The organism is Streptomyces sp. NPDC055955 (genome assembly GCF_042270245.1).
Taxonomy (GTDB): Bacteria; Actinomycetota; Actinomycetes; order Streptomycetales; family Streptomycetaceae; genus Streptomyces.
In genome coordinates, this window is the sequence record NZ_JBHJYS010000004.1 from 25853 (window position 1) to 52301 (window position 26449).

Here is a 26449-nt window from a genome sequence, read left to right on the forward strand (position 1 = left end):
CATGACCACCATCGTGAACTCCCCGAAGGGGGATCCGGCGGTGCGTGAGGACACCCCCGGGGCGACGCGCAAGCCGCGCCGCCCCGGGCGCATCCGCCGCTTGGGGCTTCCGTACCTGCTGCTGCTCCCGGCGCTGCTGCTCGAGATCCTCGTCCACCTGCTGCCGATCGCCATGGGCTTCGTCATGGCCTTCAAGCAGCTGACCCAGAACTTCCTGCACGACTGGGGCACGGCTCCCTGGGCCGGCCTCGCCAACTTCGACGTGGCCGTCGACTTCAACGAGCCCGTCGGAAAGGCCCTGCTCCACTCCTTCTGGGTCACCTGCGTCTTCACGCTCATGTCGGTCGGCCTGTGCTGGCTCCTCGGCACGGCGGCGGCCGTCTTCATGCAGGAGACGTTCACCGGCCGCGGCTTCCTGCGCACCCTGTTCCTGGTGCCGTACGCGCTGCCCGTCTACGCGGCGGTGATCACCTGGGCGTTCATGTTCCAAAGGGACAACGGTCTGGTCAACCACGTGCTCCACGACCAACTCGGACTCACCGACGGACATCCCTTCTGGCTCATCGGCGACAACAGCTTCTTCGCGCTGCTGACCGTGTCGGTGTGGAAAGGCTGGCCGTTCGCCTTCCTCATCGTGATGGCCGGGCTCCAGAACATTCCCAAGGAGCTCTACGAGGCCGCCGCCATGGACGGCGCGGGCATCTGGCAGCAGATCCGGCGCATCACCCTTCCCTCGCTGCGCCCGGTCAACCAGGTCCTCGTACTCGTCCTGTTCCTGTGGACGTTCAACGACTTCAACACACCGTTCGTGCTGTTCGGGCGGGCGGCGCCCGAGGCGGCCGACCTCATCTCCGTGCATATCTACCAGTCGTCCTTCGCCACCTGGAACTTCGGCACCGGCGCGGCCATGTCCGTACTCCTGCTGCTGTTCCTGCTCCTGGTGACGGGGATCTACCTGGCGCTCACCTCACGAGGGAGGAAGGTCTCCCGTGGCTAGCCCCACCGTCCCCCGCGGCGCGCCGCGCTCGCCGATGGCGTCCCCGCGCTCCTTCATCTGGTCCCGCCGGATCTTCCTGACCCTGCTCACGGGCTTCGTCCTGCTGCCCGTCTACGTCATGATCTCCAGCTCGCTCAAACCGCTGGAGGACGTGTCGGGCAAGTTCCGCTGGATGCCCAGCGGGCTCACCATCCAGCCCTACTTCGACATCTGGAAGACGGTCCCGCTGGCGAAGTACTTCTGGAACTCGCTGATCGTGGCCGGCGCCGCGACGGTCTGCTCCGTCGTGATCGCCGTCTTCGCCGCCTACGCCGTCAGCCGCTACCAGTTCCGCGGCAAGCGCGTCTTCACGGTGACGGTCCTGTCGACCCAGATGTTCCCCGGCATCCTCTTCCTGCTGCCGCTGTTCCTCATCTACGTCAACATCGGCCAGTCCACCGGGATCGCCCTGTTCGGCTCGCGCGGCGGACTGATCCTCACGTACCTCACGTTCTCCCTGCCCTTCTCGATCTGGATGCTCATCGGGTACTTCGAATCGGTCCCCAGGGACCTCGACGAGGCCGCGATGGTGGACGGCTGCGGACCGCTCAAGGCGCTGTTCCGCGTCGTCGTCCCGGCGGCGATCCCCGGCATCGTCGCGGTCGCCGTGTACGCCTTCATGACCGCCTGGGGAGAAGTGCTCTTCGCGTCCGTCCTGACGACCGACGCCACCCGCACCCTCGCCGTCGGCCTCCAGAACTACTCCACCCAGAACGACGTGTACTGGAACCAGATCATGGCCGCCTCACTCGTCGTGAGCATCCCCGTGGTCGCCGGATTCCTGCTGCTCCAGCGCTACCTCGTCGCCGGTCTGACCGCCGGAGCCGTGAAATGAGCGGTGCACCGGACCGTGCCGCCGACCCCTCGCCCGAAAGGACGTCAGTGTCCAAGCCCATCGACTTCGCCGCTCTCCCGAAGGACTTCGCCTGGGGCACGGCCACCTCCGCCTACCAGATCGAGGGAGCCGTCGCCGAGGACGGCCGCGCCCCCTCGATCTGGGACACCTTCTCGCACACCCCCGGCAAGGTCGCAGGCGACGACCACGGGGACGTCGCCTGCGACCACTACCACCGCTGGCGCGAGGACATCGCGCTGATGAAGCAGCTCGGCACCAACGCATACCGGCTCTCGCTCGCCTGGCCACGGATCGTGCCCGGCGGCGACGGCCCGGTCAACGCCAAGGGCCTGGACTTCTACGACCAGTTGATCGACGGCCTCCTCGAAGCCGGCATCGAGCCGTCCGTCACCCTCTACCACTGGGACCTCCCGCAGACCCTCCAGGACCGTGGTGGCTGGCCCGAGCGGGACACGGCGCACCACTTCGCCGACTACGCCACCGTCGTCGCCGAACGCCTCGGCGACCGCGTCACCCAGTGGGCCACCCTCAACGAACCCCTGTGCTCGGCCTGGATCGGCCACCTCGAAGGCCGCATGGCCCCCGGATTCACCGACCTGACCGCCGCTGTCCGCGCCTCGTACCATCTGCTGCTCGGCCACGGCCTCGCCACCGGGGCGATCCGCGCCGCGGCGCCCGACGCGCGCATCGGCATCGTCAACAACCTCTCCACCGTCCAGGCCGCCACCGACCGGCCCGAGGACCTCGCGGCGGCCCACCGCATGGACGGCCACACCAACCGCTGGTGGCTCGACCCCGTCCACGGCCGCGGCTTCCCCGCCGACATGCGCGACGTCTACGGAGTCGAACTCCCGGAACAGGCAGGGGACTCGGAGGCGATCGCCGCCCCGCTGGACTGGCTCGGCCTGAACTACTACATGCCGGCCGTCGTCGCCGACGACCCCACGGGCCCCGCCCCGTACGCCCGCGAGGTGCGCCGCCTCGGGGTCCCGCGCACCGGCATGGACTGGGAGATCGACGCCGGCGGCATCGAGACCCTGCTCCTGCGTCTCACCCACGAGTACGGCGCCCGCAAGCTGTACGTCACCGAGAACGGCTCCTCCTTCCCCGACGTCGTACGGCCCGACGGCTCCGTCGACGACCCCGGACGCATCGAGTACCTCGAGGACCACCTCGCGGCCTGCGCCTCCGCCGCCCGCAAGGGAGCACCGCTCGCCGGGTACTACGCCTGGTCCCTGCTCGACAACTTCGAGTGGGCCTACGGCTACGACAAGCGCTTCGGCCTCGTCCACGTCGACTACACCACGCAGCGCCGCACCATCAAGGGCAGCGGTCACCGCTACGCGGACATCGTCCGAAGGCACCGGCAGGGGAGGGGGCTCAGGGGCAACGCGGCCTGACGCGTTCCCGCGGCTTTTGTGCCCGTACGCTCGCGCATGTCCGCTTGAATGCGTGCGGGATCGCCTCCAGCATGGTCGGGCTGACGAAGCTCGAGGTGCGGCGGCACGCCGCGAGGAAGGTTTCCCCATTTCTGGAGCGGGCGAGAACCGGAATGTCGGGGGCCGGCGCGGTGCGCGGCGGCGCGACTGCCTCGGCGCGCTGAGCGGACTGCTGGCCGGTTACGCCGCCCTGGCCGCCGCCGAGCTGGCGGCGGCCGTCGTCCGTCCCCAGGCGAGCCCCGTGGTGGCCGTGGGAGGCGCGGCCATCGACCGCACGCCGTCCGCGCTCAAGGACTGGGCGATCCGGAATTTCGGGACGCACGACAAAGTCGTTCTGCAGCTCGGCATCGTCGCCGTGCTGGCCGTCCTCGCGATGGTCCTGGGACTCGTCGCCGTCCGCCACCGTCGCGTCGGATCGGCCGGCGTCCTGCTGTTCGGCGCGATCGGCGCGCTGGCGGCCACCACGCGTCCCGACTCGACGGGCATCGCCGACGCCGCGCCGTCCGTGGTCGGCGCGCTGGTGGGTGCCTGGCTCCTGTACGCGCTCAGCGGACGCGTGCGTTCCATGCCGACCGAGGAGCCGCCCGAGGGCAGCACGGAACCCGGATGGGACCGGCGCGGGTTCATCACGCTCGCGTCGGCCGCCGCCGTCATCTCCACCGGTGCCGGGCTGCTGGCCCGGTCGGCTCGCGGCACGCAGGACGTGAACGCCGTGTCCTCGCGCAACGGCGTCAGACTGCCCGCTCCGGCGTCTCCGGGAAAACCCACGCCGGCGGGCGCCCAGTTGGCGATCCCCGGCATCGGCGCGTTCATCACGCCGAACGAGGAGTTCTACCGGGTCGACACCGCCCTGGTGGTGCCGATGGTGGACGCGATGAAGTGGCGGCTGCGGATCCACGGCAAGGGCGTCACCCGCCCCGTCACCCTGACCTTCGACGACCTGCTGCGAAGGCCGGACGGGGTTGGCGGAATGGTCGGTGGACGCCCCGGAAGGGCCGACTTCCAGCAACGTCTGTGAGTTGACCGCACCGGCGTCGATGAGGAATCCGGCCAGGCGCACACCGTCGACATCGGCGACCTTCACCGCGGTGACACCGTTGTCCGGGATGAGGGTGGCGTAACCGAGGCCGAGGACCACGGCGTTGGCGCGCTTCACCTCCATCGCCGCGTCCAGGTGGTAGATCCCGGGTGTGAGAAGGAGGTTGAGGCCCTGGTCGAGCGCCGCGTTGAGGGTGGCGGCGGTGACACCGGGCTTCGCCACGTAGAACTGGGTCAGGGCGAGCGAGGTGCCCCGGGGCGTGCCCCCGCCCCAGGTGGTGCCGCGCGCGTCGGTGCGCTTCTCGGGCAGGAAGACCTTGTAGTCGGCACCGTCGAGGTACAGGAAGGGCTTCTCGCGGGACACCGGCGTCGTGTCGAGGGTGGTGTACGGCGGGTCCGGGAAGCTCTGGGCGGGGGCTCCCTCGACGCCGGAGAACACCATGTTCCAGACGGCGTTGGTCCAGCCGCCGACGGAACTGTCGCGGGTGTACCACTGCTGCTGCGAGTACGGCCCGACGGTGCCGTCGATGCGGCTGTCGGCTATGTAGCCGCCGCTGGCCCAGCCGTAGCCGTCGGGGGCGAGGTTGAGGCCGCCTCTGACGTGCATGCGGCGGAACGGCGCGGCCTGGGCGACGGCCCAGCGGTTGGTGCCGTTGACGGGAGTGAGGGCGAGGTTCTCCGCGGAGCGCCAGAAGTTCTGGGTGGCGTTGCCGTTGAACCAGCCTGCGTCGACCGTGACATCGCCGTTGATCGCGGTGTCGTCGGGGGACAGACCGAGACCGGCGATCGAGGTGTAGAAGCCGAGTTGGGCGTTGAGGCCGTTGTACGTGCCGGGCTTGAACAGGAACGCGTAGCGGCCGGTGCCGAACTGGGCGGACTCCTGCTGCTTGAAGATCTCGTCCAGCTTGGCCTGGATGCCGGACGTGGAGGGGTCGAACACGATCACGTTCGGGCCCAGGTCACCGCCGCCGGGCAGCGGATCGGCGGCCGGCGCCGCGGAGGCGGGGGACCCGAGCGCGAGGAGGCCGGGGACGGTGGCCGCGGTCGCCGCCATGGCGCCGAGAACGGTGCGTCGCGAGGGGGAGGCGGAGCCGGCTGCGGACGAACCGGAGGCGGCCGAAGGGTCCGTGGGGGGTGTGAGCATAGGGGCGACTCTCCTAGTTCAGTAAATGAACGAATGGTGGGGGTGGGAGCGCTCTCTTGCGGTCGAATGCTTCATCTGTGTGAACGATGCGTCAAGACTTAAATCCAGAATCACAGAAATTAGTGGCGAGCGTGAGCCTGTTGGGGCTCGCGTGAAGTCACGCAGTCACCCTCGGTGCTCCAACACCCTTTGAACGCAGCGATGTTGACCATCGTTCGCCGGCCGGTGGAGGAGACGGTGGGAGCGATGGCCCGCCGCCTCCAGGAACGCGTCCAGGGCACGCGGACCGAGCCCACGTCTCTGAGCCTCGAGCCCGAACTGGTGCTCCGGCAGTCGGCGTAGACCCAGCGGGCGGAGAGGGTGCAGGGCGCGGCCCCCCTCTCCGCCTGCCCGACCGGTCAGTCCTGGAGCGGAGCGGTGAGGAACACCGAGCGCAGCTCGAGGTCGTCGGTGGCCGGCCTGCCGTGCGGACGCAGCGTCCAGGAGTCTCCTTCGCAGTCGGGCCCGGTGAAGACCAGGGCCCACTCGTCCGTGTCGTTGTGCGGGGCGAACGCCGGTTCGGAGGAGCTCGGGTCCGCGACCTCGGGGAGGGTGACGCACTGACGGCTCGGCAGCTCGTGGAGGGTGACCGACTGCGGCCGGCCGTTGAGCCCGACGAACTGGTACGAGAAGTCCCCGGTGGCGGCGTCGGCGGAGGTCGGAAGGGCCAGCGCGAGGGCGAACGCGGCGAGGGAAGCGGCAACGGCGGAGCGACGGCGCATGGACGGCCTCATCATTCGGTGCTCGGGGAAGGTCCATGGCAGCTTCGCCGATGGACCTTCCCGTCACGCCGGTGACAGAAGCCGAAAGGATTCACTGCCGCCCGTTCGGCGGAACGCCCCGAGGTGTACCTGCGACGTCATGCGGGCGAGAACGTTCACGGCGTACGGCCGTCGAGGGCGAGACGGTCGTCGACGTCGGTGGGGAGCGGCGCGAACCCGAGCAGACCGCTCACGATCCGGCCGGTCTGACGGTGCCAGGAACCGGCCTGCCGCAGCATCGCGTGGTCGCCGCCCGGCATCAGCAGCGTGCACGCCTCGGCACCCGCGGCGGAGGCCCGGTCGGCGTAGTCGACGGAGGCCGCGGGGTCCGTCGTGCGGTCCCGGTCGCCGTGGAGCAGCACCACGCGCCGGCCGCGCAACTGCGTCACCGGCTCCCCCTCCGGACACCACGGAGCGAGTCCCACCACGCCTCGGACGAGCCGATGCCCGCCGGCGCGCAGCGCCGCACGTCCGCCCATGGAATGACCGACCAGCACGGTCGGCACGTCTCCGGCGCGCACGGCCAGTTCGTCCAGCGCCCGCAGCGCGTCCCGCAGCGGATCCTCCCGGTCACCGTTCCAGCCCCGGCAGCGATAGCGGACGCTCCCCACCAGCAGCCCCTGGTCCTCGCACGCCCGCTCTACGGCCCGGGCGAACGGACGCATGCGCGCACTCGCGAGACTCAGCCACGGCACCGCTTCCGTCCCCTCGGAGCGGCCACCGTGCAGGAGGAGCACCGCGGCCCGCGGCGGTTCGGCGCCCACGTGTGCCGTGAGTGCCGATCGCGGATCGTCGTCCCATACGAGCACGCTGTCTCCCCTTCGTCGTGCCGGCCGCGGCCCGGCGCCGCGAGGCCATCATGACGAATCCGTAGCCGCGGGCCGAACGGATGGGTGCGGGGCGGCGCGCCTCAGCGACGGGCGAGCTGCCGCTCCCCTTTCGCCCCTGGCTCGTACGGCAGTCCGTAGTGCCGGAACAGGGGTTCCTCGTCCCCTGCGGGCAGCACGTCGTCCGTGCCGATCGACGGGCTCTCCTTCACCAGCGCCTTCGCGTGGTCGACCTTGACGTAGGTCGGCCCGACGACCGCGCCGTCCAGCGGTACGAAGACGAGCCTGTGCCGCGTGGGGAGGCCGATCAGGACCGTGGCCATGGCCGGCTCGTCGGTCCGGGTGTTCACGTAGACCGCCTCGAGCGTGCCGATCCTGCGGCCGTCCGGGTCGACGACGTCGTAGGAGCGCCACTCGCGGAGATCCGCGACCTTGATCATGGTCGAGCCCCTCCGTGTCAGGCGAACATGCCTGTTCTGAGCTTGGTGAGGGTGCGGGTCAGGAGCCGGGAGACGTGCATCTGGGACACGCCGATCTCGGCGCCGATCTCCGCCTGGGTCATCTCCTGGCCGAACCGCATCTCGAGTATGCGGCGCTCACGGCCGTCGAGCTGTTCCAGGAGCGGCGCCAGTGTGTGGAGGTCCTCCACGGTCTCCATGGCCGGATCCGGCTCGCCGAGAACGTCGGCGAACGTCCTCGAGGCGTCGGTCGGGTGCTCGCCGGGATCGCTCGGCATGTCGATGGACCCCGCGGTGTAGCCGTTCGAGGCGACCATGCCCTCGATGACCTCGTCCTCGCTGATCTCCAGGTGCTCGGCGAGTTCCTTGGGGGTCGGCTCGTGGTCCAGGACGGTGGCCAGTTCGTCCTTGCCCTTGGCCAGGTCGACGCGCAACTCCTGGAGGCGGCGCGGCACGTGGACGGCCCAGCTGGTGTCGCGGAAGAAGCGCTTGATCTCGCCGACGATGTACGGAACGGCGAAGGAGGTGAACTGGACCTCGCGCGACAGGTCGAACCGGTCGATCGCCTTGATCAGACCGATGGTTCCGACCTGCACGATGTCCTCCATCTCGCCACTGCCACGGTGACGGAAGCGGGACGCCGCGAAGTGGACGAGGGACAGGTTCATCTCGATCAGCGTGTTACGGGCGTACTGGTAGTCCTCGGTGCCCTCTTCGAGTACCTGGAGCTGCTCGAAGAACACCTTGGAGAGATCCCGTGCGTCCTTGGGCGCGACCTTGCCGGCGTCTTCGACCCACGGAAGCTCACCCGCGCCGACGGTCTCGTCGGCGTCGTGCGTCGTCGTGGCCTGCGCTCGCGCATCTTCATGAGCGTGCACCGAACTTGCCGTCATGTCCCTGCCTTTCGTGTCGGCCCCGTGGAGAGCGTGTGCCCTCGCCCGCTCCCGATATGCCTTCCATCGGTGGAAGCGGCGTGGACCGACTGGGACTTGACCTATCTCTGTCCCAGGTAGGCGTGGGACATCTGCTCGGTGAAGTAGTCGCCGTCCTTGGGGCGTCCAGGGGCCCTTCGGTTCGGCTGGTGGGCGGGTTCCAGGTGGGGAATGTGCTTGGAGCAGTGGACGTACGCCTCGTGCACGGTGATGTGTATCCACATCTCGGCCTGCCGCCCGGGGGCCGGATCCCTGGGCAGCGTGGGAAAGGCGGCCCGTAGCTCACGATCGCCGACCAGTCGGGCCGATCCGTTCACGTGCAGCCCTATGTGGTCATGGGTGAAGTCGACGAAGAGCAGGCCCACATGGGGGTTCTCGGTGATGTTGCCCGCGCTGGCCATGACTCCGTTGCCCCGGTACTCCGGGTAGGCCAGGTGGAGGTCGTCGAGGACCGCGACGAACCCGGGCGGTCCGGCGCGGAAACTGGCGTCGCAGTGACCACGTGTGTCCGCCGTGGACAGGAACACCATGGTCTGCCGGGCGACGAAATCACTCATCGCCGGCGTCAGACGGGGCTGGACCTGACGGTCGTAGAAGTCGTCGGCGCGCTCGCTCGTACCCATGTGGGCCTGCAGGGCGCGCTCGCCCTGGGAGGGCACGGGGCGGGGGGTGTGGGGGCGGAGGGGCATGCCGTGATCACGTCTCAATCGCCGGGGGCGGACAACGAGCGAGCGTGGCGCCCACTCGAACTGTGGGGCCACGCTAGGCCATTGACGATACGCGGACGGGACGGTTCCGCCAGGAACGGGTGCCGGCCGGTGCTACGCGGCGATCACGGCGGTGCCGACGCGGCCGCCGTCGACGTCCACGACCGTACCGTGGACGAACGCCGACTCGTCCGACGCCAGCCAGACCGCGGCGTACGCGATGGCATCGGGCGTGCCGATCGTGCCGAACGGCGTCCCCTTCATCATGATTTCGCCCGGATGCGGCTCGCCGCCCTCGGGGGCGCGGGGGACGATCACGCCCGGCGAGATCGCGTTCACCCGCACCCCCTGGGGGCCGAACTCCGCCGACCACGCGCGCGTGAGCGTCTCCATGGCTCCCTTGGTGGAGCTGTAGAGCGACCCCACGGGGATGCCCAGGCGGGCGATCCAGGAGCCGAGATTGACGATGACTCCGCCGCCCTTCCGTGCCATCTCCGGGGCGACATCCGCGGTCAGGAAGAAGGGCGCTTTCACATTCACCGCGTAGACCTGGTCGAAGGTCTTCTCGTCCGTCGTGGTGGTGGTTCCGGGCGGGTAGATGCCCGCGTTGTTCACCAGCACGTCGAGGCGCCCGCCCGCCGCCTCGCGGGCCCGCTCCGCGAGGCGGCGGGAGGCGTCCGCGCTGCCGTCGAGGTCGGCCTCGACGAAGTCGGCCCGCCCTCCGGCCGCACGGATGCCCTCGACGACGCGCTCGCCGCGCTCCCTGTCGCGCCCCGACACGACGACGTGGGCCCCCTCGGCGGCGAACGCCTCGGCGATCGCCTTTCCGATGTTGCTGGTCGACCCCGTGACGAGTGCGGTCTTGTCCTGCAGTCGTCCAGTCATGGCCGGCTCTCCTCGGTCTTGGTTCTCCCGCTGACCGAGCCGGTCGGGAACACCGCCCGACCTGGCTCGGCGGTCCGTTCGGCGGACCGTGGGGCCGACTGTGCTCCGATGAAATTGGACCCGCAAGTCCAGTTTCTCCGACCCCGTCTACGCCTTGGCCTCGGCCGGTGCGGCAGCCGGTTCGGTGCCCGCTCCGACGGGGGTGGCACGGACGGCCGGGATGACCGCGGCGATCAGCGCGGCGACGAGCGCGATGCCTCCGCCGACCATCAGAGCCGTACGGAATCCGGCCTCGGAACTGAAGCTGTAGCCGCCCATGGTGGTCGTCATCTGGGAGAGGATCACGCCGATCACCGCGGCGCCGACCGAGGTGCCGAGGGAGCGCATCAGCGTGTTGAAGCCGTTGGCGGCGGCGGTCTCCGAGAGCGGGACCGAGCTCATGATGAGCGCGGGCATGGAGCCGTACGCGAGTCCGACGCCGCTGTTGATGACCATGCAGACCACCATGAGACCCAGGCCGGAGCCCATCAGCACGAGCGACAGACCGTATCCGGCGGCGATCACCAGGACACCGCTGATGAGCGTGAACTTCGGGCCCCGGGCATCGGTGAGCTTCCCGCCGAGCGGGGAGACGATCATCATCATGATGCCGCCGGGCGCCATCCACAGGCCCGCCGCGAGCATCGACTGACCCAGGCCGTACCCCGTGGCCTCGGGGAACTGCAGCAGCTGCGGGATCACGAGCATGCTCGCGTACATGCTGAAGCCGACGAAGATCGAGGCGACGTTCGTGAACAGCACGCGGGGCCGGGCCGTCGTGCGCAGGTCGACCAGCGGGTCACGGGTACGTGTCTCCCACCAGCCCCAGCCCAGCAGTACGAGGACGGCCGCGGCGAAGAGTACGAGCGTCGTCGCCGATCCCCAGCCCCATTCGGCGCCCTTGGAGACCGCGAGGAGGAGGCAGACCAGGCCCACGCCGAGGCCGAGCGCGCCGGGTGTGTCGAAGCGCTGACCCTTGGCGCTCGCCGGGACGTCCGGGATGAGGAACCAGATCAGGGTGGCGATCAGTGCGGCCAGGACGGCCGAACCCCAGAACAGCACGCGCCAGTCGGCGTACTGGGCCACCGCGGCGGCGATGGGCAGGCCGAGGCCGCCACCGATGCCCATGGACGCGCTGACCAGGGCGATCGAGGAGCTGAGCTTCTCCTTCGCCACCACGTCCCGCAGGAGGGCGATGCCCAGCGGCACCATGCCCATCCCCATGCCCTGCAGGCCGCGTCCGACGATCATGGGCACGACGGACGACGACAGCGCGCACACCACGGAGCCCGCCATGAGCGGGACCGAGCAGACGAGCAGCATGCGGCGCTTGCCGAGCAGGTCGCCGAGTCGTCCGGTGACCGGCACACACACGGCTCCCACCAGCAGGGTCACGGTGATGACCCAGGCGGCGTTCGACGACGTGGTGTGAAGGATCCTGGGCAGCTCCGCGATGAGCGGGGTGACCAGGGTCTGCATGATCGCGGCTGTGGTACCGGCGAAAGCCAGAGTGGCGACCACGCCGCCGGCGCGTGCCGTCGGCTGGGGGGCGTCCATCAAGGGGCTCCTTGCGTGTCTGCGGGATTCGGGTGCCTGCGGGGGCATCGGTGGGGTGGGCGTCTGCAGGGATCTGGGGCGTCGGCGGTGAGGTCGGTCGGCTGCCGGTCGGCAGGTCCGTCGGGTCACCGAGGCGCGTTGTGCATCGTACACATTGAATGCATGGAGCACATTGTGTGGTGGATACATTTGGCTGTGGGACGATGGGCGCGGGGGTGTGCACGAACGCGCGGTGCGACGCCGCGGAACGACAGCAGGAGGCAGCGGACGCATGGCCAGGCCCACGTACGAGCTCGAGTACGAGCAGATGCTGCTCAGCCGGCACGGACTCGTTCACCACAAAGGCGGGCGCCCCGAGAACGGCACTCTCGAGCGCAGCGCCTACATCCTGCTGAGTCGCATTCGCATGCAGGGGCCCATGTCCATCGGCGAGCTCAGCGACGCGTTCGGGCTCGACGCCTCCACCCTGAACCGGCAGACCGCCGCCGCGATGCGTGCCGGACTGGTGGAGCGCATCCCTGATCCCGAGGGCGGCATGGCCCGCAAGTTCCGCATCACGGACAAGGGCGCGCGCGTCCTCGACGAGGAGCGCGACCACATCGTGGGCAGCCTGGACCGCGTCATGGCCGACTGGGCGGACGAGGACATCGCGGCCTTCACCACCTACCTGAGGCGCTTCAACATGGACATCGAACGCCTGGGCGGCCGGCCGTGGCCCCGGCCGTGACGTGTGCGGCGGAGCGCGTGAGGCGGAGCAGGTGAGCCCGAACCGCTGATGCCCTGCCCCCGGGGAAGTTGGGGCGTCGGAGCCTTCCCGGGAGGTGTCTGCCGTTAGAATCCGCTCTCATGTCGAACCCTGACGAACTGCTCGTCGATATCGCCGGCATGGTGGAGTCCGGGCAGAGCAATCAGATGTCCCTGACTGTGGTGACCAGCGGTGCTGTGATCACCGGACGCCTCGCCCCGGAGGCCGTGTGGAGGCAGCGCGTCTCGGAGGTCCTGACGGACTCGGACCGCCTCGGCTCCTTCTCGGAGATCTTCACCGCCGGCGAGAAGCCCGATGAACGGAAGCGGGGCGGGGCCGGTGACGGCCTCGCCCCCACCCATCTGCACTTCCATGTGGCCCGGATCCTTCAGGGCACCGTCGGCATCCCCGAGACGGGCGGCATGTACCGCGTCGCGATCCAGGACGTGAGCGCCTGGACCGTGGGCGACTTCAGCTACTCCGACAACTGACCTGCGGAGGGGTGCGTTCGCGTCACTGGTCCGTGGGCCGTAGGCCCCGGACGTCCGGACGCCCCTCTCCGGCTACCCCAAGAAGCCCGCCGTGGCCGTCACGAACCGGTCCGCGTCGTCGAGCCACGGGAAGTGTCCGGCTCCGGCCTGGACGACGAACTCGGCGTCCGGGAACAGCCGCGCGAACGCGGCCGTGGTGCGCGGAGGCGCCCCGAGGTCGACCTCGCCCGCCAGCAGGAACACCGGAGCCGTGAACCGCGCCAGCGCGGCGCGCGCGGCATCGGGGTCGAAGGCACCCGCGGCGCCGTAGGCCGCCACCACCTCCCCGTTCATCCGCTCGTCCCCGGCGGCCTGATGCGCCTGCGCCGCTGCGTCCCAGCGGCCGTACGAGAACGGGGCGACGGCCTTCCAGTGCTCATCGGTCGCGTTGCCGGCGACGACCGCCTCCAAGGCCCGGAACGCCGCCGGGAACCATGGTTCGCCCCGGCGCAGCCGCGCGGTCTCGGTCCGCAGATCGCCCGTGATCGTGAGGCCGACCGCCCGGACGCTGGGCGTGATCAGCGCGAGGCTGCTGATGCGTTCCGGGTGGCGGCCCGCGAACAGGACGGCCAGATTCGCGCCGGCGCAGTGTGCGAGCAGATCCATCCGTTCCAGACCGAGATGCTCGCGCAGGGCCTCGATGTCGTCGACGAGCCGGTCGCAGCGGTACGACGTCGGATCCTCCGGTACGCCCGACAGGCCCGTGCCCCGAAGGTCGAGCCTGATCAACTGCCGGTGCGCGCCCAGGCCTCCGAGATCGCCCAGATACTCGGAATCCGTAGGTCCACCGGGCAGGCAGATCAAGGGAGTTCCGTCGCCGAAGGTGCGGTACGCGAGCTTGGTGCCGTCGTGCGCGGAGAAGGTGGTGACGTCGTCGAGGGGGAGCTGTCGCATAGGTTCATTGCCTTTCGGGATGCCTGCGGGCACTCCCGGAGCCACCTATGTCAGGTGAACCGCACCACCGCGCGGGAGGAGAGCACCCAGCCTGATACAGCGGTAACGGGACTCACCTCCTCGGTCGAATACGTGCACGGGACGCTACCAGTCGACCTCGCTGCGCGGGAACAGAATTCGGGGCCGGGCGGCCGCGGCGGCAATACTGCCGCTTCACCTGCCGGCCCTCGCGCCAGCGGTTGCCGTTTTTCCGGCGACGCCGGGCCACTTCTTGCGGGCACCCTGCCGGGTGGTACCCCTAGGACAACCCCGTGGATGCGCGAGGCGGGCCATAAGGCGCACCCGCAGGAAGCCATAAGGTCGCCTTATGGGGTCATAGACCCAGCCCGACTACTAACTAAGGTTTGCCTTAGTTTAGGATTCCCGATGAGTGCCCATGCCACGAAGGGAACCTGATCATGCCTCGCCCTCTGCGGGTAGCCGTTGTGGGAGCCGGCCCCGCCGGTATCTACGCCGCTGACGCGCTGCTGAAATCCGCGGTGGCCGAAGACCCTGGTGTGTCCATCGACCTCTTCGAGCGGATGCCGGCCCCGTTCGGTCTCATCCGGTACGGCGTCGCGCCGGACCACCCGCGGATCAAGGGCATCATCACGGCCCTGCACCAGGTCCTCGACAAGCCGCAGATCCGTCTCTTCGGCAACGTCGACTACCCGGGCGACATCAGCCTGGACGACCTGCGCTCGTTCTACGACGCCGTGATCTTCTCCACGGGAGCCACGGCCGACCGCGCGCTCGACATACCGGGCATCGACCTCGACGGCTCGTACGGCGCAGCCGACTTCGTCTCCTGGTACGACGGTCACCCCGATGTGCCGCGGACCTGGCCGCTCGAAGCGGAGAAGGTCGCGGTCCTGGGTGTCGGCAATGTCGCGCTCGACGTGGCCCGCATCCTGGCCAAGACCGCGGACGAGCTGCTGCCGACCGAGATCCCGCCGAACGTCTACGACGGCCTCAAGGTGAACAAGGCCCTGGAGGTCCACGTCTTCGGCCGCCGCGGTCCGGCGCAGGCGAAGTTCAGCCCGATGGAGCTGCGGGAGCTCGACCACTCCCCGAACATCGAGGTCATCGTCGACCCCGAGGACATCGACTACGACGACGGCTCGATCGCGACCCGGCGCGGCAACAAGCAGGCCGACATGGTCGCCAAGACCCTCGAGAACTGGGCCATCCGCGACGTCGGCAACCGGCCGCACAAGCTGTTCCTGCACTTCTTCGAGTCCCCGACCGAGATCCTCGGCGAGAACGGCGAAGTGACCGGCCTGCGCACCGAGCGGACCGCGCTCGACGGCACCGGCAACGTCAAGGGAACCGGCGAGTTCAAGGACTGGGACGTCAAGGGCGTCTACCGCGCCGTGGGTTACCTGTCCGACGAACTCCCCAAGCTGCCGTGGGACTTGGCGTCGGGCACCGTTCCGGACGAGGCCGGCCGGGTGATCGAGGAGTCCGGCGAGCACCTGCAGTCGACCTACGTCACCGGCTGGATCCGGCGCGGCCCCGTGGGCCTGATCGGCCACACCAAGGGCGACGCCAACGAGACGGTCGCCAGCCTCCTGGACGACCGCGAGAACGGCCGCCTGAGCACCCCCTCCGCGCCCGACCCGGAGGCCGTGGACGCGTTCCTCGAGGAGCGGAACGTGCGCTACACGACATGGGACGGCTGGTACCGCCTCGACGCCGCGGAGAAGGCGCTGGGCGAGCCGGAGGGCCGTGCGCGCGTGAAGATCGTCGAGCGTGAGGACATGCTCAGGGCGAGTGGCGCGTAGCCCCTGGCGGTGGCGGTGCCTGCCGTCCTGGCAGGTGGTGGTCAGAAGTAGCTGCTCCGATGGCGTACGGTGGTGTCTACCGACGCGGGGTGGAGCAGCTCGGTAGCTCGCTGGGCTCATAACCCAGAGGTCGCAGGTTCAAATCCTGTCCCCGCTACTGCCGACCAGGGCCCGGATCCGATGGATCCGGGCCCTGGTGCGTGGTGGCTCCGTGCGGCGAGCGCGTTTCAGGGGTTCGTCGGAGCTTTCGCCGGGACGCGCTCCCCGATGATGCGGCTCGCCAGTTCGGCGGCCAGTTCGGGGACGGTGAGGCGCAGTTCGGCCTCCGCCGCGGCCCGTTCGGCTTCGATCAGGGTCTGGCCGTCGGCGAGGAGCGTCTCGCGTTCGCGCAGTCCGTCCTCACGGGCGGCAGCTATCAGCGCCGCACCTTCCTCACGTGCCGCCTGCGTGATCCTGGCGGCGTCGCGACGGGCCTCGGCGAGCAGGGCCTGGGCGCCGGCGTGCTCGGCGGAGGCCTCCGCCCGGATCGCCTCGGCGCGCTCCAGGGCGCCTTCGGTACGGTCGGCGCGCTCGGCCAGCACCTCGTTGATGCGGGGCAGGAAGCGCTTGAACCAGAGGAAGACGACGGCGAAGAGGATGAGGGCCACTACTAGGACTTCGATTTTTGCGTTGAGCGGTCCAAATTTCATCGGCAGAAGGTACATGCCCCCTGCTTACCTGTTGATGGGTGCCGGTCCAATGCCCATTTGCGTCAGGTTTGGCGGAATGCCGTCTGTGGGGCGCCGTGCGACACCGAATCGATGGCGTACCTCGGTTCGTCAGTCGTGCCCGGTGCCGCGCGATCGGCCCGCACCGGCCCACGGGCGCTGAGGCTCGCCCCTGCGCACGGAACCGGGTGCCCGGCGCACCGGGCGGTTGGCGTGCGCGGACGAGGTGAGCTGCCAGGGCACGCTCGTTACCATCACGCCGGGCGTGAACAGAAGACGGCTTTTGAGCCAGAGCGCCGACTGGTTGTGGAGCAGGTTCTCCCACCAGCGACCGACCACGTACTCCGGGATGAAGACGGCGACGATGTCGCGGGGGCTGTCCCGGCGGATGGCGCGCACGTACTCGACGACGGGCCTCGTCACCTCGCGGTACGGGGAGTCGATGACCTTCAGCGGTACGTCGATGCCGTACTCGTCCCAGCTCTCGCGCAGGGCGGCGGCCTCGTCGCGGTCGACGGACACGGTCAGCGCCTCCAGCCGGTCGGGGTGGGAGGCCCGCGCGTAGGCCAGGGCGCGCATCGTGGGCTTGTGAAGCCTGGAGACCAGGACGATCGCCAAGACCCTTGAGGGGGAGACGAGTTCGGCGTGCGGGTCCTCGACGGCCAGTTCGGCGGACGTCGTGTCGTAGTGGCGGCGGATGCCGCGCATCATCAGCCACAGCACCGTGGCGGCGAGCACGGCCAGCCAGGCTCCCTCGGTGAACTTGGTGACGAGCACGATCAGCAGGACGAGGCCGGTGACGCACGCGCCGACGGTGTTGATCGCGCGGGCGGAGTGGTGGCGGCGGCGGGCCGCGGGGTCGTGTTCGGTCGCCAGCTCCTGGTTCCAGTGCCGCACCATGCCCAGCTGGGACAGGGTGAACGAGGTGAACACGCCCAGGATGTATAGGTGGATCAGGCTGGTGACGTTCGCCTTGAATCCCCAGAGCAGCGCGGCGGCGACGACGGCCAGCGCGAGGATGCCGTTGGAGAAGGCCAGCCGGTCGCCCCGGTTGTGCAACTGGTGCGGCAGGAAACGGTCCTTGGCGAGGATCGAGGCCAGCATCGGGAAGCCGTTGAAAGCGGTGTTCGCGGCCAGGATCAGGACGAGAGCCGTGGCGGCCTGGATGAAGAAGAACCCGACGCTGTGCTCACCACCGAACACGGCGGCCGCCACCTGCGCGATGACCGTGCGCTGCGTGTAGCTCCCGCAGTCCCCGTCGAGTCCCGTCAGCCGGCACGCGTCGTCCGTGATGTGCACCTTGCTGATCAGCGCGAGCGCCGTCACACCGACGAACATGACGACGGCGATGACGCCCATGGCCACCAGAGTCGCGGCGGCGTTCTTGGACTTGGGCTTGCGGAAGGCCGGTACGCCGTTGGAGATCGCCTCCACGCCGGTCAGCGCCGTACACCCCGAAGAGAAGGCGCGCAGCACGAGCATCACCAGGGCCAGGCCCGCGAGATGTGTGTCGGACTTCTGGGGCGTGATGCCGTACGCCGCGGTCTCGGAGACGGGCGCGTCCCCCAGGGCGTACCGGATCAGGCCGGTGATCACCATGATCAGTACGCCGCCGACGAAGAGGTAGGTGGGTGCGGCGAAGGTCTTGCCCGACTCGCGTACGCCCCGCAGATTGATCGCGGTGAGAAGGGCGACGAAACCGACGGCCAGCAGGACGCGGTAGTCGTTCAGTGCCGGGAGCGCCGAGATGATGTTGTCGACACCGGAGGCGACGGACACCGCCACCGTCATCACGTAGTCGACCAGCAGCGAGGCGGCGACCACGAGACCGGCCGAGGACCCCAGGTTGGTGGACGCGACCTCGTAGGAGCCGCCGCCGCTCGGATACGCGTACACGACCTGCCGGTACGAGAGCACGACCACCGCCATCAGCGCCACCACGGCCGCGGCGATCCACGGCGTGAAGTGCAGGTAGGCGAGTCCGCCCAGGGTGAGAACGAGCAGGATCTCCTGGGTCGCGTACGCCACCGACGAGAGCGGGTCGGAGGCGAAGATGGGCAGGGCGAGGCGCTTGGGAAGGAGTGTCTCGCTCAGCTCCTCGCTGCGCATGGCGCGGCCGATGACCAGGCGTTTGACCAGAGCGGGCATGTTGAACACTGCGTGAGCGTATGGCGGACGGTGCCACCGTTCGAGCCTGCGGACGTGTCGGCGGGCCGGGGTACACAAATGGTCCTACGGTCGGCGAACGGCGTGCTCCGTCTCGTGCGGCGGGGTCAGGGACTGGCGTGTCCCTGGAGCGCGTGGGCGAGACCGTGTTCGGCGTCGTCCGTCAAGGCGCGGTGGTACGCCGTGTCGTACGCGGTGTCACCTGCCGCCTTCCGGGCCTGTTGCTCCCACTGGTCGCGGATCTCCGAGAGCTCCGGGGTGCCGCGGTTCGGGTGGCCGAGCATGCGCCAGTAGGCGTGGCCGGTACCGGAGGTGCGGGCGGCTTCGAGACCGTTGCCCTGGGCCGCGTTGGCGCCGGTGAGCAGGTCGAGGCCGAGGGCGATCCCCAGGTTGTCGTTGAGGTTGTGCTTGCTGGTGAGCATGGCGCGGGCGTGGATCTCGGCCTCGTGCGGGCGGCCCTGGAGGAGGTTGATGAAGGCGAGTTGGTGGTCCGCGTAGGACCGTGCCCAGTGTTCGCCGTACTCGTGGCTGAGGCGGCGCAGGCTGCTGGCCTTCTCGTGCGCCTCGTCGAGGCGGCCCAGGGCGGAAAGGGCGAAGGCTCTGATCACCAAGCAGCAGAGCTGGGGGGCACCGGTCGGCGGTGTGCGGGCGTACGTGCTCAGGGCGTGCTCACTGACGTCGTACGCGTCCTGCGGGTGCCCCGTCATGAGGTGCGTGAGGCCGAGGGTGTGGGCGGCGAAGAGTACGGATTCGGGGGTGTCGTCCTGCTGCGCGGCGAGGGCGCACTCCTCGCCGACCCGCAGGGCGGTCTGGTGGTCGCCCTGGAGGGTGAGGGTGATGCCGAGCGCCCACAGGGCGCGGGTGCGGGACGGACCCTGGGGCGTGTCGAGTCGCAGGGCGCGTTCCAGATAGTCACGGGACTCGTACAGGTGTCCGCAGCAGGGCCAGAACAGGCCGGTGCGTCCCGCCATTTCGACGGCCGTGTCCGCGTCCTGAGTGAAGAGGTGGTCGAGCGCGGCGCGTACGTCGGCGTGACTGTCGGAGATGCGGTTGTACCAGGCGACCTGCCGGTCGCTGAGCCAGCCGGCCTCGGCCTGCTCGACGATGCCGGCGAAATGTGCGGCGTGGCGCTCGGCCACGGCGTGCTGCTCGCCCAGTTCGTGGAGCCACAGGGCACCGTACTCGCGCAGCGTGTCGAGCATCCGGAAGCGGGTGCCGTCCCGTTGCAGGACCGACTGGTCGGCGAGCCGTTCCAGGAGCGTGGGGATCTCGTCCGCGCCGAGGGGGCCGCCCGCGCAGACGGACTGGGCGTCCGCCTCGTCGACAGGGCCGTGGAACACGGAGAGCCTGGCCCACAGAAGGCGTTCGAGCGGCGCGCACAGTTCGTGGCTCCAGCCGATCGCGGTGCGCAGGGCGCGGTGGCGCTTGGGCCAGATCGTGTCGTCGACGAGGGTGTCCAGGCGGGAGGTCAGCCGCTCGGCGATCTCGTCGAGGCTGTTCTCGCGCAGTCGTGCGCAGGCCAGCTCGACGGCCAGGGGGATGCCTTCGAGGCGGCGGCAGATGCGGGAGATCGTGTCGGCGGCCTGGGCGGAGTCGAGCGCGACGTCCGGCGCGTCCGTGGCACACCGCTCGCGGAACAGGCGCACCGCCTCGTCGGAACCGCCCTCCTCGCCGCCCGTCGACAGTGGGGTCACCTCGATGCAGTGCTCGCCCCGGACCGCGAGGGGCTCCCTGCTGGTGGCGAGGACGGTCAGGTTCGGGGCGACGGTGAGGAGTTCGGTCACCAGGCCCCAGCAGGCGTCGAGGACGCGCTCGCAGCAGTCGAGGACGAGGAGGACGCGTCGTCCGGCCAGCCACTCGCTCAGCGCCTCGATGGGGGCACGCGGATTGTGGTCCAAGAGACCGACGGCGTCGGAGACCGTGGCGGTGAACAGCCGGTCGTCGTAGAGATGGGAGAGATCGGCCCACCAGACCCCGTCCGCGTACGCGCCCCGCACCTCCTCGGCGGTGCGCAGCGCGAGCCGGCTCTTTCCGACACCGCCGCTGCCGGTGAGCGTGACCAGCCGGTGTTCCTCCAACGACCGTGCGACAGCGGTCAGTTCGCTGTCGCGGCCGACGAAACTGGTCGTCATGACGGGGAGGTTGCCTACCACGCGCCCATCCTGCCGTGCGGCTGCGCGCGGCCCCACCCCCTCGCGAGAAACGGTCAAAAGCGATCAGTATCAGTTGGTGATCGGTCAGCCGGTGAAGGGGAGCGGGCCGGCCGGGCTGGATGCTCCCGACCGGCCGATCGACGGCTGACCGACCGACCCGCCGACCGGCCGTCAGACCGACCGCCCCGCCTTCTGGCCGACTGCCCCGCCGACCGGCCATCTGGCCGACTGCCCCGCCGACCGGCCATCTGACCGACCGCCCCGCCGCCCCGCCACCCGCGTCGTTCGCCGCGGGCGCGGCCGGGGGATCAGCCGCTGACGGACGCCGCGCCGGTCTCGATGTGGCCCGTGTAGCGGCGGGACCACGTCGTGTCCGTGCTGGACGTGATCGTGAAGTCGTACCAACCGTTCTGGTTCGCCACGGCGTTGAAGAAGTCCTCCGTCGAGCCGCCGGCGGGGACCGTGTAGTTCCACGGCCCGTCCGTACGGTAGTTGTTCGACGTGATGGTGAACTGGGCTGACGCGGAACCCGAGTTGACCATCTTGAACCAGATGGCCATCTTGCCGGTGCCGGACTCCACGGCGTACCGGGCGGCGACCTCGATCGCCTTGCCCGCCTTCGTGGCATCGCCCGTGAAGCGGCGCAGGAAACGGTTCGGTCCCGCCATCGTGATGTCGTAGGCGCCCGCCCCGGATCCCGTGCCGATGTTGAAGAAGTCCGTGGCCGTGCCGCCCGCGTCGACCGTGTACTGCCACGGCGTCGTGTCGCGGTAGGCGTTCGGGTGGATGGAGAGGTGGGCGGCGCTGCGTGCCGGGGAGCCCTGGTTCGCCATGGAGAACCACGCGAGGATCTTGCCTGCGGCGCCGAACTCGAAGTGGTCGAGGTTGCCGTTCGGCTGGTACGGGAGGGCGCGCGCGGGGCGGGTGCCGGGTTCCTGGCTGGGCAGGGCGTTCGTCTGCGGCGCGGGGTTGGGCAGCGGGCCGCAGGTGTCGTACCCGATGACCTTGGTGGCGGGCAGGCCGGACGGCATTCCGTACACGGGCCGGGTGAAGTCGAACACGCCGGTCAGGTCGCCGGTGACCCTGCGGCGCCACGCGCTGATGTTGGGGCAGGTCGCCGGGGTGCCGAGCGCGGTCGTCCAGGTCTCCATGAACCGCAGGACGGACGTGTGGTCGAACACCTCCGAGGAGACCCAACCGCCCCTGGTCCACGGGGACATGACGACCATCGGGACACGGAAGCCGAGACCGAAGGGGGTTCCGTCGAGGAACTCACCCGCTGTGCCGGCGGGAGGGGACGGCGGGGGCACGTGGTCGAAGAAGCCGTCGTTCTCGTCGTAGTTGAGGAAGAGGACGGTGGAGTCGAACACCTCGGGGGACGCGGCCAGGGCGCGGTAGACGAGGTCCACGAAGTGGGCTCCGTCGCCGGGCGGGGCGTAGGGGTGCTCGGAGAACGCCTGGTTGGCGACGACCCAGGAGACCTGGGGGAGGTTGCCGGCCAGCGCGTCCGCCTTGATCGCGGCGGCGATGTCGTCCGGCGTGGAACCGGTCACCGCGGGGACGGAGGCCATGCCGCGGTCGTGCAGCGGGTCACCGGGCGCGGCGCCGGCGATCTTCGAGAAGTAGGCGAGACCGTTGTCGCCGTAGTTGTCATTGGCATTCTGGTAGACCTTCCAGGTGACACCGGCCCGCTGGAGCGCCTCGGCGTACGTCTCCCAGGTCAGCCCCGACTCGTCGCCGCCGTCGTAGCTGGAGCCGTCGACCTTGCCGCTCCACAGATAGGTGCGGTTGGGCCCGGTGGCGCTGAGGGTGGAGCTGAAGTAGGCGTCGCAGACGGTGTAGTTGTCGGCCAGCGCGTAGTGGAACGGTATGTCGCCCCGGTCCAGGTAGCCGAGGCTGCGCACGTTGCCGACGCCGGCGACCCAGTGGTCGAGCCGGCCCTTGTTCCACGCGGAGTGCTGGGAGGTCCAGCTGTGCGGAAGATCGCCGTTGCACTGGGCGAGTGTCTCGCCGTCCACGCCGCCCGCGGCCGGGGTGGAGCTGAGCTTCCACGGGTACTGGCGGCCCGTCCCGTTCGGCTGGTTGAAGACGGGCTGCCCGCCGGAGAGCGTGATGCCGCTGCGGTCGCCGAACCCGCGGACGCCCTTGAGGCGGCCGAAGTAGTGGTCGAAACTGCGGTTCTCCTGCATGAGGATCACCACGTGCTTGACGTCCTTGACGGTGCCCGTGGTGGCTGCGTCCGCTCTGGTGGCGGGCAGCGCGGCGCCGGCCGCGATCCCGGCGCCCAGCGCGACAAAACCTCTGCGGCTGATCGGTGTCATCGGTTCACCCTTGTCTCACGCGTACGTCCTGACACAACGGGCGCAAGAGTGCCGACACTTAATGGTCTGCGGCTAGACCTCTACGTGGTCGAATTTGTGAACACCGGGTTCCGGCCGGTGGTCGCCGGCCGGAACCCGGTCAGGCAGGGCAAGGGCTGTCGGGGACCGGTACCCCGATGACGAGGGCATCGACCGCGAGGGCTCCCTCCGGTGAGACGCGGACCGGGTTGAGCTCGATCTCGCCGAGGTCGCCGCGGTCGGCGATCAGCTCGGAGACGGCGACGACGACCGCCGCCAAGCCGTCGACGTCGACCGGCCGTCTGCCGCGCCAGCCGGCCAGCAGCGGCCAGGACCGGAGCCGGCGGATCATCTCGCGCGCGGTCGCGTGGGAGCAGGGGGCGAGTTCGAGCGCGACGTCCTGGGTGAGCTCCGCCTGGACTCCGCCGGCGCCGACCACGACGACCGGACCGAACGACGGGTCGCGCCGAGCGGCGACGATCACTTCGACCACGTCGGTGCGCCGGTCCATCTCCTCGACCACGTACCCGTGGCACCCGAGCCGCGCCACCATGTCGTCGTACGCGACGCCGAGCGCGGCGGTGTCGCCGAGCCCGGTCGCGACACCGCCGTGCTCCGTCTTGTGCTCCAGCCAGTCGGCTTTGAGTACGACCGGAGGCGAGAGGGACCGCATCGCGCCGCCGGGATCAGGCGCACCCGGCGCGATCCCGACCGCGGGCGGGAACGGGATCCCCTTGTCGGACAGCACGCGCCGGGCGGCGAGATACCCGCTGCCTGGAGGTGCTTGACGCCCCTGCGCGGGTGTACGGCCTGCGCGCGGACGGGGTGCCTGAGTGAAGCGGTGCGCCGTCGCCACCGCCCGCAGCGCCGCCTCGACGTCGGCGAAGGTCGGGACCCCCGCCGCGTTCAACTCCCGTACTGTTCTGGTGTGTTCGGCCATCGAGTGGACCACGACCGGAATCGCCCGCTCGGCGGCCAGGGAGCCGATGGCTCGCGCGACCTGCGACTCGGCCGCCTGGTGTTCGGGGATGTCGCGACCGTAGCTGCCGAAGTAGCCGCTGAGCACGACGGCGTCGGTGACCGAGCTGTCGGCGAGGACCGCCGGTGTCGACGCGTACGTGGAGATGTCGTCCTCACCCGCGCCGGCGAGGTCGACGGGGTTCGCGACCGCGGCGTGCGGCGGCAGCCGTTCCGCGAGGCGCTCCTGGACCGCCGGGGGGAACTCGGCGACGGTCAGGCCGAGTCGTGACGCGGTGTCCGCGGCGACGGCCCCCTGTCCGCCGCTGTCGGCCACGATCGCGACCCGACGCCCCCGCACCGGCCCGCAACTGGTCAACAGCTTTGCTGTGTCCACGAGTTGGGCCGGTGTGTCGACGCGAACGGCACCGACCGTGCGGCAGGCTGCGTCCACGACGTCGATGCCTGACGTCATGGACCCGGTGTGCGAGCGGGCCGCCTGTCGCGCGGCCCTGCTGGCGCCGACCGTCAGCAGGAGCACCGGCTTGCCCGCCTCACGCAGACGGTCCAGGGCGTCCAGGAGCCGCTCGCCGTCGCCGAAGCTCTCCAGATAGACGGCGACGATGCGAGTGGCTTCGTGGTGGGCCAGGTCGGCGAGCAGTTCGGCGGCACACACGTCGAGCTGGCTGCCGACGGAGACGAACCGGGATACACCGATGCCCGCGCTCGCGGCCATCCCCGCGATCTCCAGTCCCAGCTGTCCGCTCTGCGACACGATCGCGAGGCTGCCGGGGGTGAACCGGCCCCAGGCCAGCTCCAGTTCGCTCGACGCGTCGTAGAGGCCCAGGCAGTTCGGCCCGAGCAGCCGGGTCCCGCTCGCGGCGACGACGTCACCGATCGCGGCCTCGTCCTCGACGCCCGCCGTGATCGCGAGCAGGCCGGGTACGCCGAGCGCGACGGCTCGGGAGACACCGTCGGCGAGGACGGGGGCGGGGACGGCGAAGGCGACCAGGTCGGGGACCTCGGGCAGCGCGTCGAGGCCCGGAAGGGTGCGGCGGCCGAGGACCTGGCCGCCGCGCGTGTTGACCAGGTGCACGCGGCGCCGGTGGGCGCCCGCGACGGCACCGCGGGCGAGCCAGTGGCCCCACTTGGCCGGGTTGTCGGTGGCGCCGACGACGGCGACCGACTCCGGGGCGCGGAAGACGTCGAGTGCGGTCATGACTTCGCGAGCGCCCGGGAGATGACCAGCCGCTGGATGTCGGAGGTGCCTTCCTCGATCTCCTCCAGCTTCGCGTCACGCATCCACTTCTCGGCGAGGAACTCCTGCGAGTAGCCCCAGCCGCCCAGCGTCTGCACGGCGGCCCACGTGTTGAACATGGCGTTCTCCGAGCCGGTCAGCTTCGCCATCGCCGACTCGACGGTGACCTTCTCGCCCTGGTCGAAGAGGCGCGCCGCGCGCATCGTCACCAGATGGGCGGTGTCGGCGCGGGTCGCCATGTCGGCGAGACGGAACGCGACCGCCTGGTGCTCGATGACGGGCACGCCGAACTGCACGCGCTCCTGGGCGTACTCCACGGCCAGGTCGAGAGCGGCACGGCACAGGCCCGCGCAGGAGGCGCCGATCAGGATCCGGGAGGCGTCGAACGTGCGCATCAGCCCGGAGAAACCCTGGCCCTCTGCGCCGAGCCGGTCCGCGGCGGGGACGCGTACGTTGTCCAGGAACACCTCGGCGTTGACGATGGCGCGCTGCCCCATCTTGCGCATCGGCTTGCCCACGGTCAGTCCGGGCGTGTCCCGGTCGATGACGAACGCGGTCACGCCACGCGCGCGGAGCGACGGGTCGACCGTGGCGAACACGACGAACCGCTGTGCGTAAGGGGCGTTGGAGATCCACGCCTTCTGGCCGCTGAGCACGTAGTGGTCTCCGTCGCGCACCGCGCGGGTGCGGATGCCGGCGGCGTCCGAGCCGTGGTCAGGTTCGGTGACGGCGAGCGCGGTCAACGGGGGCGTGTCGGTGGTGAGCGGCCGCAGCCAGCGCTCCTTCTGCGCCTGTGTGCCGAGCTCGAGGACGGGGTCGGCGAAGAAGCCGCTGGAGGTCAGCAGGTTCCCGATGCCGATGTCGCCGTGGCACAGCTCCTGCTGGACGAGCACCTGCGTGACCATGTCGGTCACTCCGCCGCCGCCGAACTCCGCGGGGATCATGAAAGCGGCCAGGCCCGTCCTGGCGGCCTTGTCCCACAGGTCCAGCGGTGACTCGGTCTGGGCGTCGTCGACGGCGCGGGCGCGGGGGCGGATCTCGGCGGCGGCGAAGTCGCGGGCGAGCCGGATGAAGTCGTGCTGCTCGGCGGAGAGGCCGAGTGCGTCACGTACGGGGAAGGGCATGACGAACTCCGTGGTGGGAGGGTTGCTGAGGGGCT

General features: G+C 70.0%; 22 protein-coding genes and 1 tRNA gene. 8 read left to right on the top strand and 15 right to left on the bottom strand.

The window, feature by feature from the left end:
• Nucleotide 1 precedes the first annotated feature (1 nt).
• From ACFC96_RS08790 to ACFC96_RS08800, 3 genes are read left to right on the top strand one after another with little or no spacing between them, the layout of a single operon-like run.
• Nucleotides 2-997, top strand: coding sequence for a carbohydrate ABC transporter permease (locus tag ACFC96_RS08790; protein ID WP_376611010.1), 996 nt, complete (start codon nt 2-4; stop codon nt 995-997).
• A 34-nt stretch (nt 998-1031) separates the two neighbouring features.
• On the top strand, nt 1032-1871 hold the full coding sequence (locus ACFC96_RS08795) for a carbohydrate ABC transporter permease (RefSeq protein WP_266569547.1): 840 nt from the start codon (nt 1032-1034) through the stop codon (nt 1869-1871).
• A complete protein-coding gene (locus ACFC96_RS08800) occupies nt 1868-3292 on the top strand; it encodes a GH1 family beta-glucosidase (protein WP_376611012.1) in 1425 nt (474 codons plus the stop codon). The genes ACFC96_RS08795 and ACFC96_RS08800 overlap by 4 nt, the downstream gene beginning before the upstream one ends.
• On the opposite strand, the gene ACFC96_RS08805 is transcribed toward ACFC96_RS08800, so the two are convergent.
• Nucleotides 3273-5513 (bottom strand): hypothetical protein, encoded by a 2241-nt coding sequence (locus ACFC96_RS08805; RefSeq protein WP_376611014.1) that lies wholly within the window; start codon nt 5511-5513, stop codon nt 3273-3275. The genes ACFC96_RS08800 and ACFC96_RS08805 overlap by 20 nt on opposite strands.
• A gap of 201 nt (nt 5514-5714) precedes the next feature.
• On the opposite strand from ACFC96_RS08805, the gene ACFC96_RS08810 reads away from it, so the two are divergent.
• Nucleotides 5715-5855, top strand: a complete 141-nt coding sequence (locus ACFC96_RS08810) for a hypothetical protein (protein WP_376611016.1) — start codon at nt 5715-5717, stop codon at nt 5853-5855.
• Between the two features lie 56 nt (nt 5856-5911).
• Here the strand turns inward: ACFC96_RS08810 and ACFC96_RS08815 are convergent, their stop codons facing one another.
• From ACFC96_RS08815 to ACFC96_RS08845, 7 genes are all read right to left on the bottom strand, one after another.
• Nucleotides 5912-6274, bottom strand: coding sequence for a hypothetical protein (locus ACFC96_RS08815; protein WP_376611017.1), 363 nt, complete (start codon nt 6272-6274; stop codon nt 5912-5914).
• A gap of 155 nt (nt 6275-6429) precedes the next feature.
• A complete protein-coding gene (locus tag ACFC96_RS08820; protein WP_376266871.1) occupies nt 6430-7122 on the bottom strand; it encodes an alpha/beta hydrolase in 693 nt (230 codons plus the stop codon).
• A gap of 101 nt (nt 7123-7223) precedes the next feature.
• Nucleotides 7224-7580, bottom strand: a complete 357-nt coding sequence (locus tag ACFC96_RS08825) for a PRC-barrel domain-containing protein (RefSeq protein WP_376611019.1) — start codon at nt 7578-7580, stop codon at nt 7224-7226.
• A 17-nt stretch (nt 7581-7597) separates the two neighbouring features.
• The gene (locus ACFC96_RS08830; protein WP_340461117.1) at nt 7598-8491 is read right to left on the bottom strand and encodes an RNA polymerase sigma factor SigF; all 894 of its coding nucleotides are present in this window, start codon (nt 8489-8491) and stop codon (nt 7598-7600) included.
• A 101-nt stretch (nt 8492-8592) separates the two neighbouring features.
• Nucleotides 8593-9219: a pyridoxamine 5'-phosphate oxidase family protein gene (locus ACFC96_RS08835; protein ID WP_376266866.1), complete on the bottom strand. Its 627-nt coding sequence runs from the start codon at nt 9217-9219 to the stop codon at nt 8593-8595.
• 132 nt (nt 9220-9351) lie between these two features.
• Nucleotides 9352-10122 carry an SDR family NAD(P)-dependent oxidoreductase gene (locus tag ACFC96_RS08840; protein WP_376611021.1) on the bottom strand — a complete coding sequence of 257 codons (771 nt, stop codon included), beginning with the start codon at nt 10120-10122 and terminating at the stop codon, nt 9352-9354.
• A 147-nt stretch (nt 10123-10269) separates the two neighbouring features.
• The gene (locus ACFC96_RS08845; protein WP_376266861.1) at nt 10270-11718 is read right to left on the bottom strand and encodes an MFS transporter; all 1449 of its coding nucleotides are present in this window, start codon (nt 11716-11718) and stop codon (nt 10270-10272) included.
• Nucleotides 11719-11989: 271 nt separating this feature from the next.
• Between ACFC96_RS08845 and ACFC96_RS08850 the strand changes: the two genes are divergently transcribed.
• Both ACFC96_RS08850 and ACFC96_RS08855 read left to right on the top strand, forming a co-directional pair.
• A complete protein-coding gene (locus ACFC96_RS08850; protein WP_340458707.1) occupies nt 11990-12445 on the top strand; it encodes a MarR family transcriptional regulator in 456 nt (151 codons plus the stop codon).
• A gap of 119 nt (nt 12446-12564) precedes the next feature.
• On the top strand, nt 12565-12954 hold the full coding sequence (locus ACFC96_RS08855; protein WP_376266858.1) for a hypothetical protein: 390 nt from the start codon (nt 12565-12567) through the stop codon (nt 12952-12954).
• Between the two features lie 72 nt (nt 12955-13026).
• Here the strand turns inward: ACFC96_RS08855 and ACFC96_RS08860 are convergent, their stop codons facing one another.
• On the bottom strand, nt 13027-13887 hold the full coding sequence (locus ACFC96_RS08860; protein ID WP_376611023.1) for an alpha/beta fold hydrolase: 861 nt from the start codon (nt 13885-13887) through the stop codon (nt 13027-13029).
• Between the two features lie 458 nt (nt 13888-14345).
• Between ACFC96_RS08860 and ACFC96_RS08865 the strand changes: the two genes are divergently transcribed.
• Both ACFC96_RS08865 and ACFC96_RS08870 read left to right on the top strand, forming a co-directional pair.
• Nucleotides 14346-15710, top strand: coding sequence for an FAD-dependent oxidoreductase (locus ACFC96_RS08865; protein ID WP_376611025.1), 1365 nt, complete (start codon nt 14346-14348; stop codon nt 15708-15710).
• Between the two features lie 83 nt (nt 15711-15793).
• A tRNA-Met gene (locus ACFC96_RS08870) sits at nt 15794-15867 on the top strand.
• A gap of 70 nt (nt 15868-15937) precedes the next feature.
• Here the strand turns inward: ACFC96_RS08870 and ACFC96_RS08875 are convergent.
• From ACFC96_RS08875 to ACFC96_RS08900, 6 genes are all read right to left on the bottom strand, one after another.
• Nucleotides 15938-16399, bottom strand: coding sequence for a hypothetical protein (locus tag ACFC96_RS08875; RefSeq protein WP_376611027.1), 462 nt, complete (start codon nt 16397-16399; stop codon nt 15938-15940).
• 129 nt (nt 16400-16528) lie between these two features.
• A complete protein-coding gene (locus ACFC96_RS08880; RefSeq protein WP_376266934.1) occupies nt 16529-18565 on the bottom strand; it encodes an amino acid permease in 2037 nt (678 codons plus the stop codon).
• 125 nt (nt 18566-18690) lie between these two features.
• Complete coding sequence (locus tag ACFC96_RS08885) at nt 18691-20715, bottom strand: NB-ARC domain-containing protein (protein ID WP_376611028.1); 2025 nt, start codon at nt 20713-20715, stop codon at nt 18691-18693.
• A 329-nt stretch (nt 20716-21044) separates the two neighbouring features.
• Nucleotides 21045-23057, bottom strand: a complete 2013-nt coding sequence (locus ACFC96_RS08890) for a phosphocholine-specific phospholipase C (protein WP_376611030.1) — start codon at nt 23055-23057, stop codon at nt 21045-21047.
• Nucleotides 23058-23196: 139 nt separating this feature from the next.
• Nucleotides 23197-25251, bottom strand: coding sequence for an acetate--CoA ligase family protein (locus ACFC96_RS08895; RefSeq protein WP_376611032.1), 2055 nt, complete (start codon nt 25249-25251; stop codon nt 23197-23199).
• A complete protein-coding gene (locus tag ACFC96_RS08900; RefSeq protein ID WP_376266837.1) occupies nt 25248-26414 on the bottom strand; it encodes an acyl-CoA dehydrogenase family protein in 1167 nt (388 codons plus the stop codon). Before ACFC96_RS08900 ends, ACFC96_RS08895 begins: the two co-directional genes overlap by 4 nt.
• Between the last annotated feature and the right edge of the window lie 35 nt (nt 26415-26449).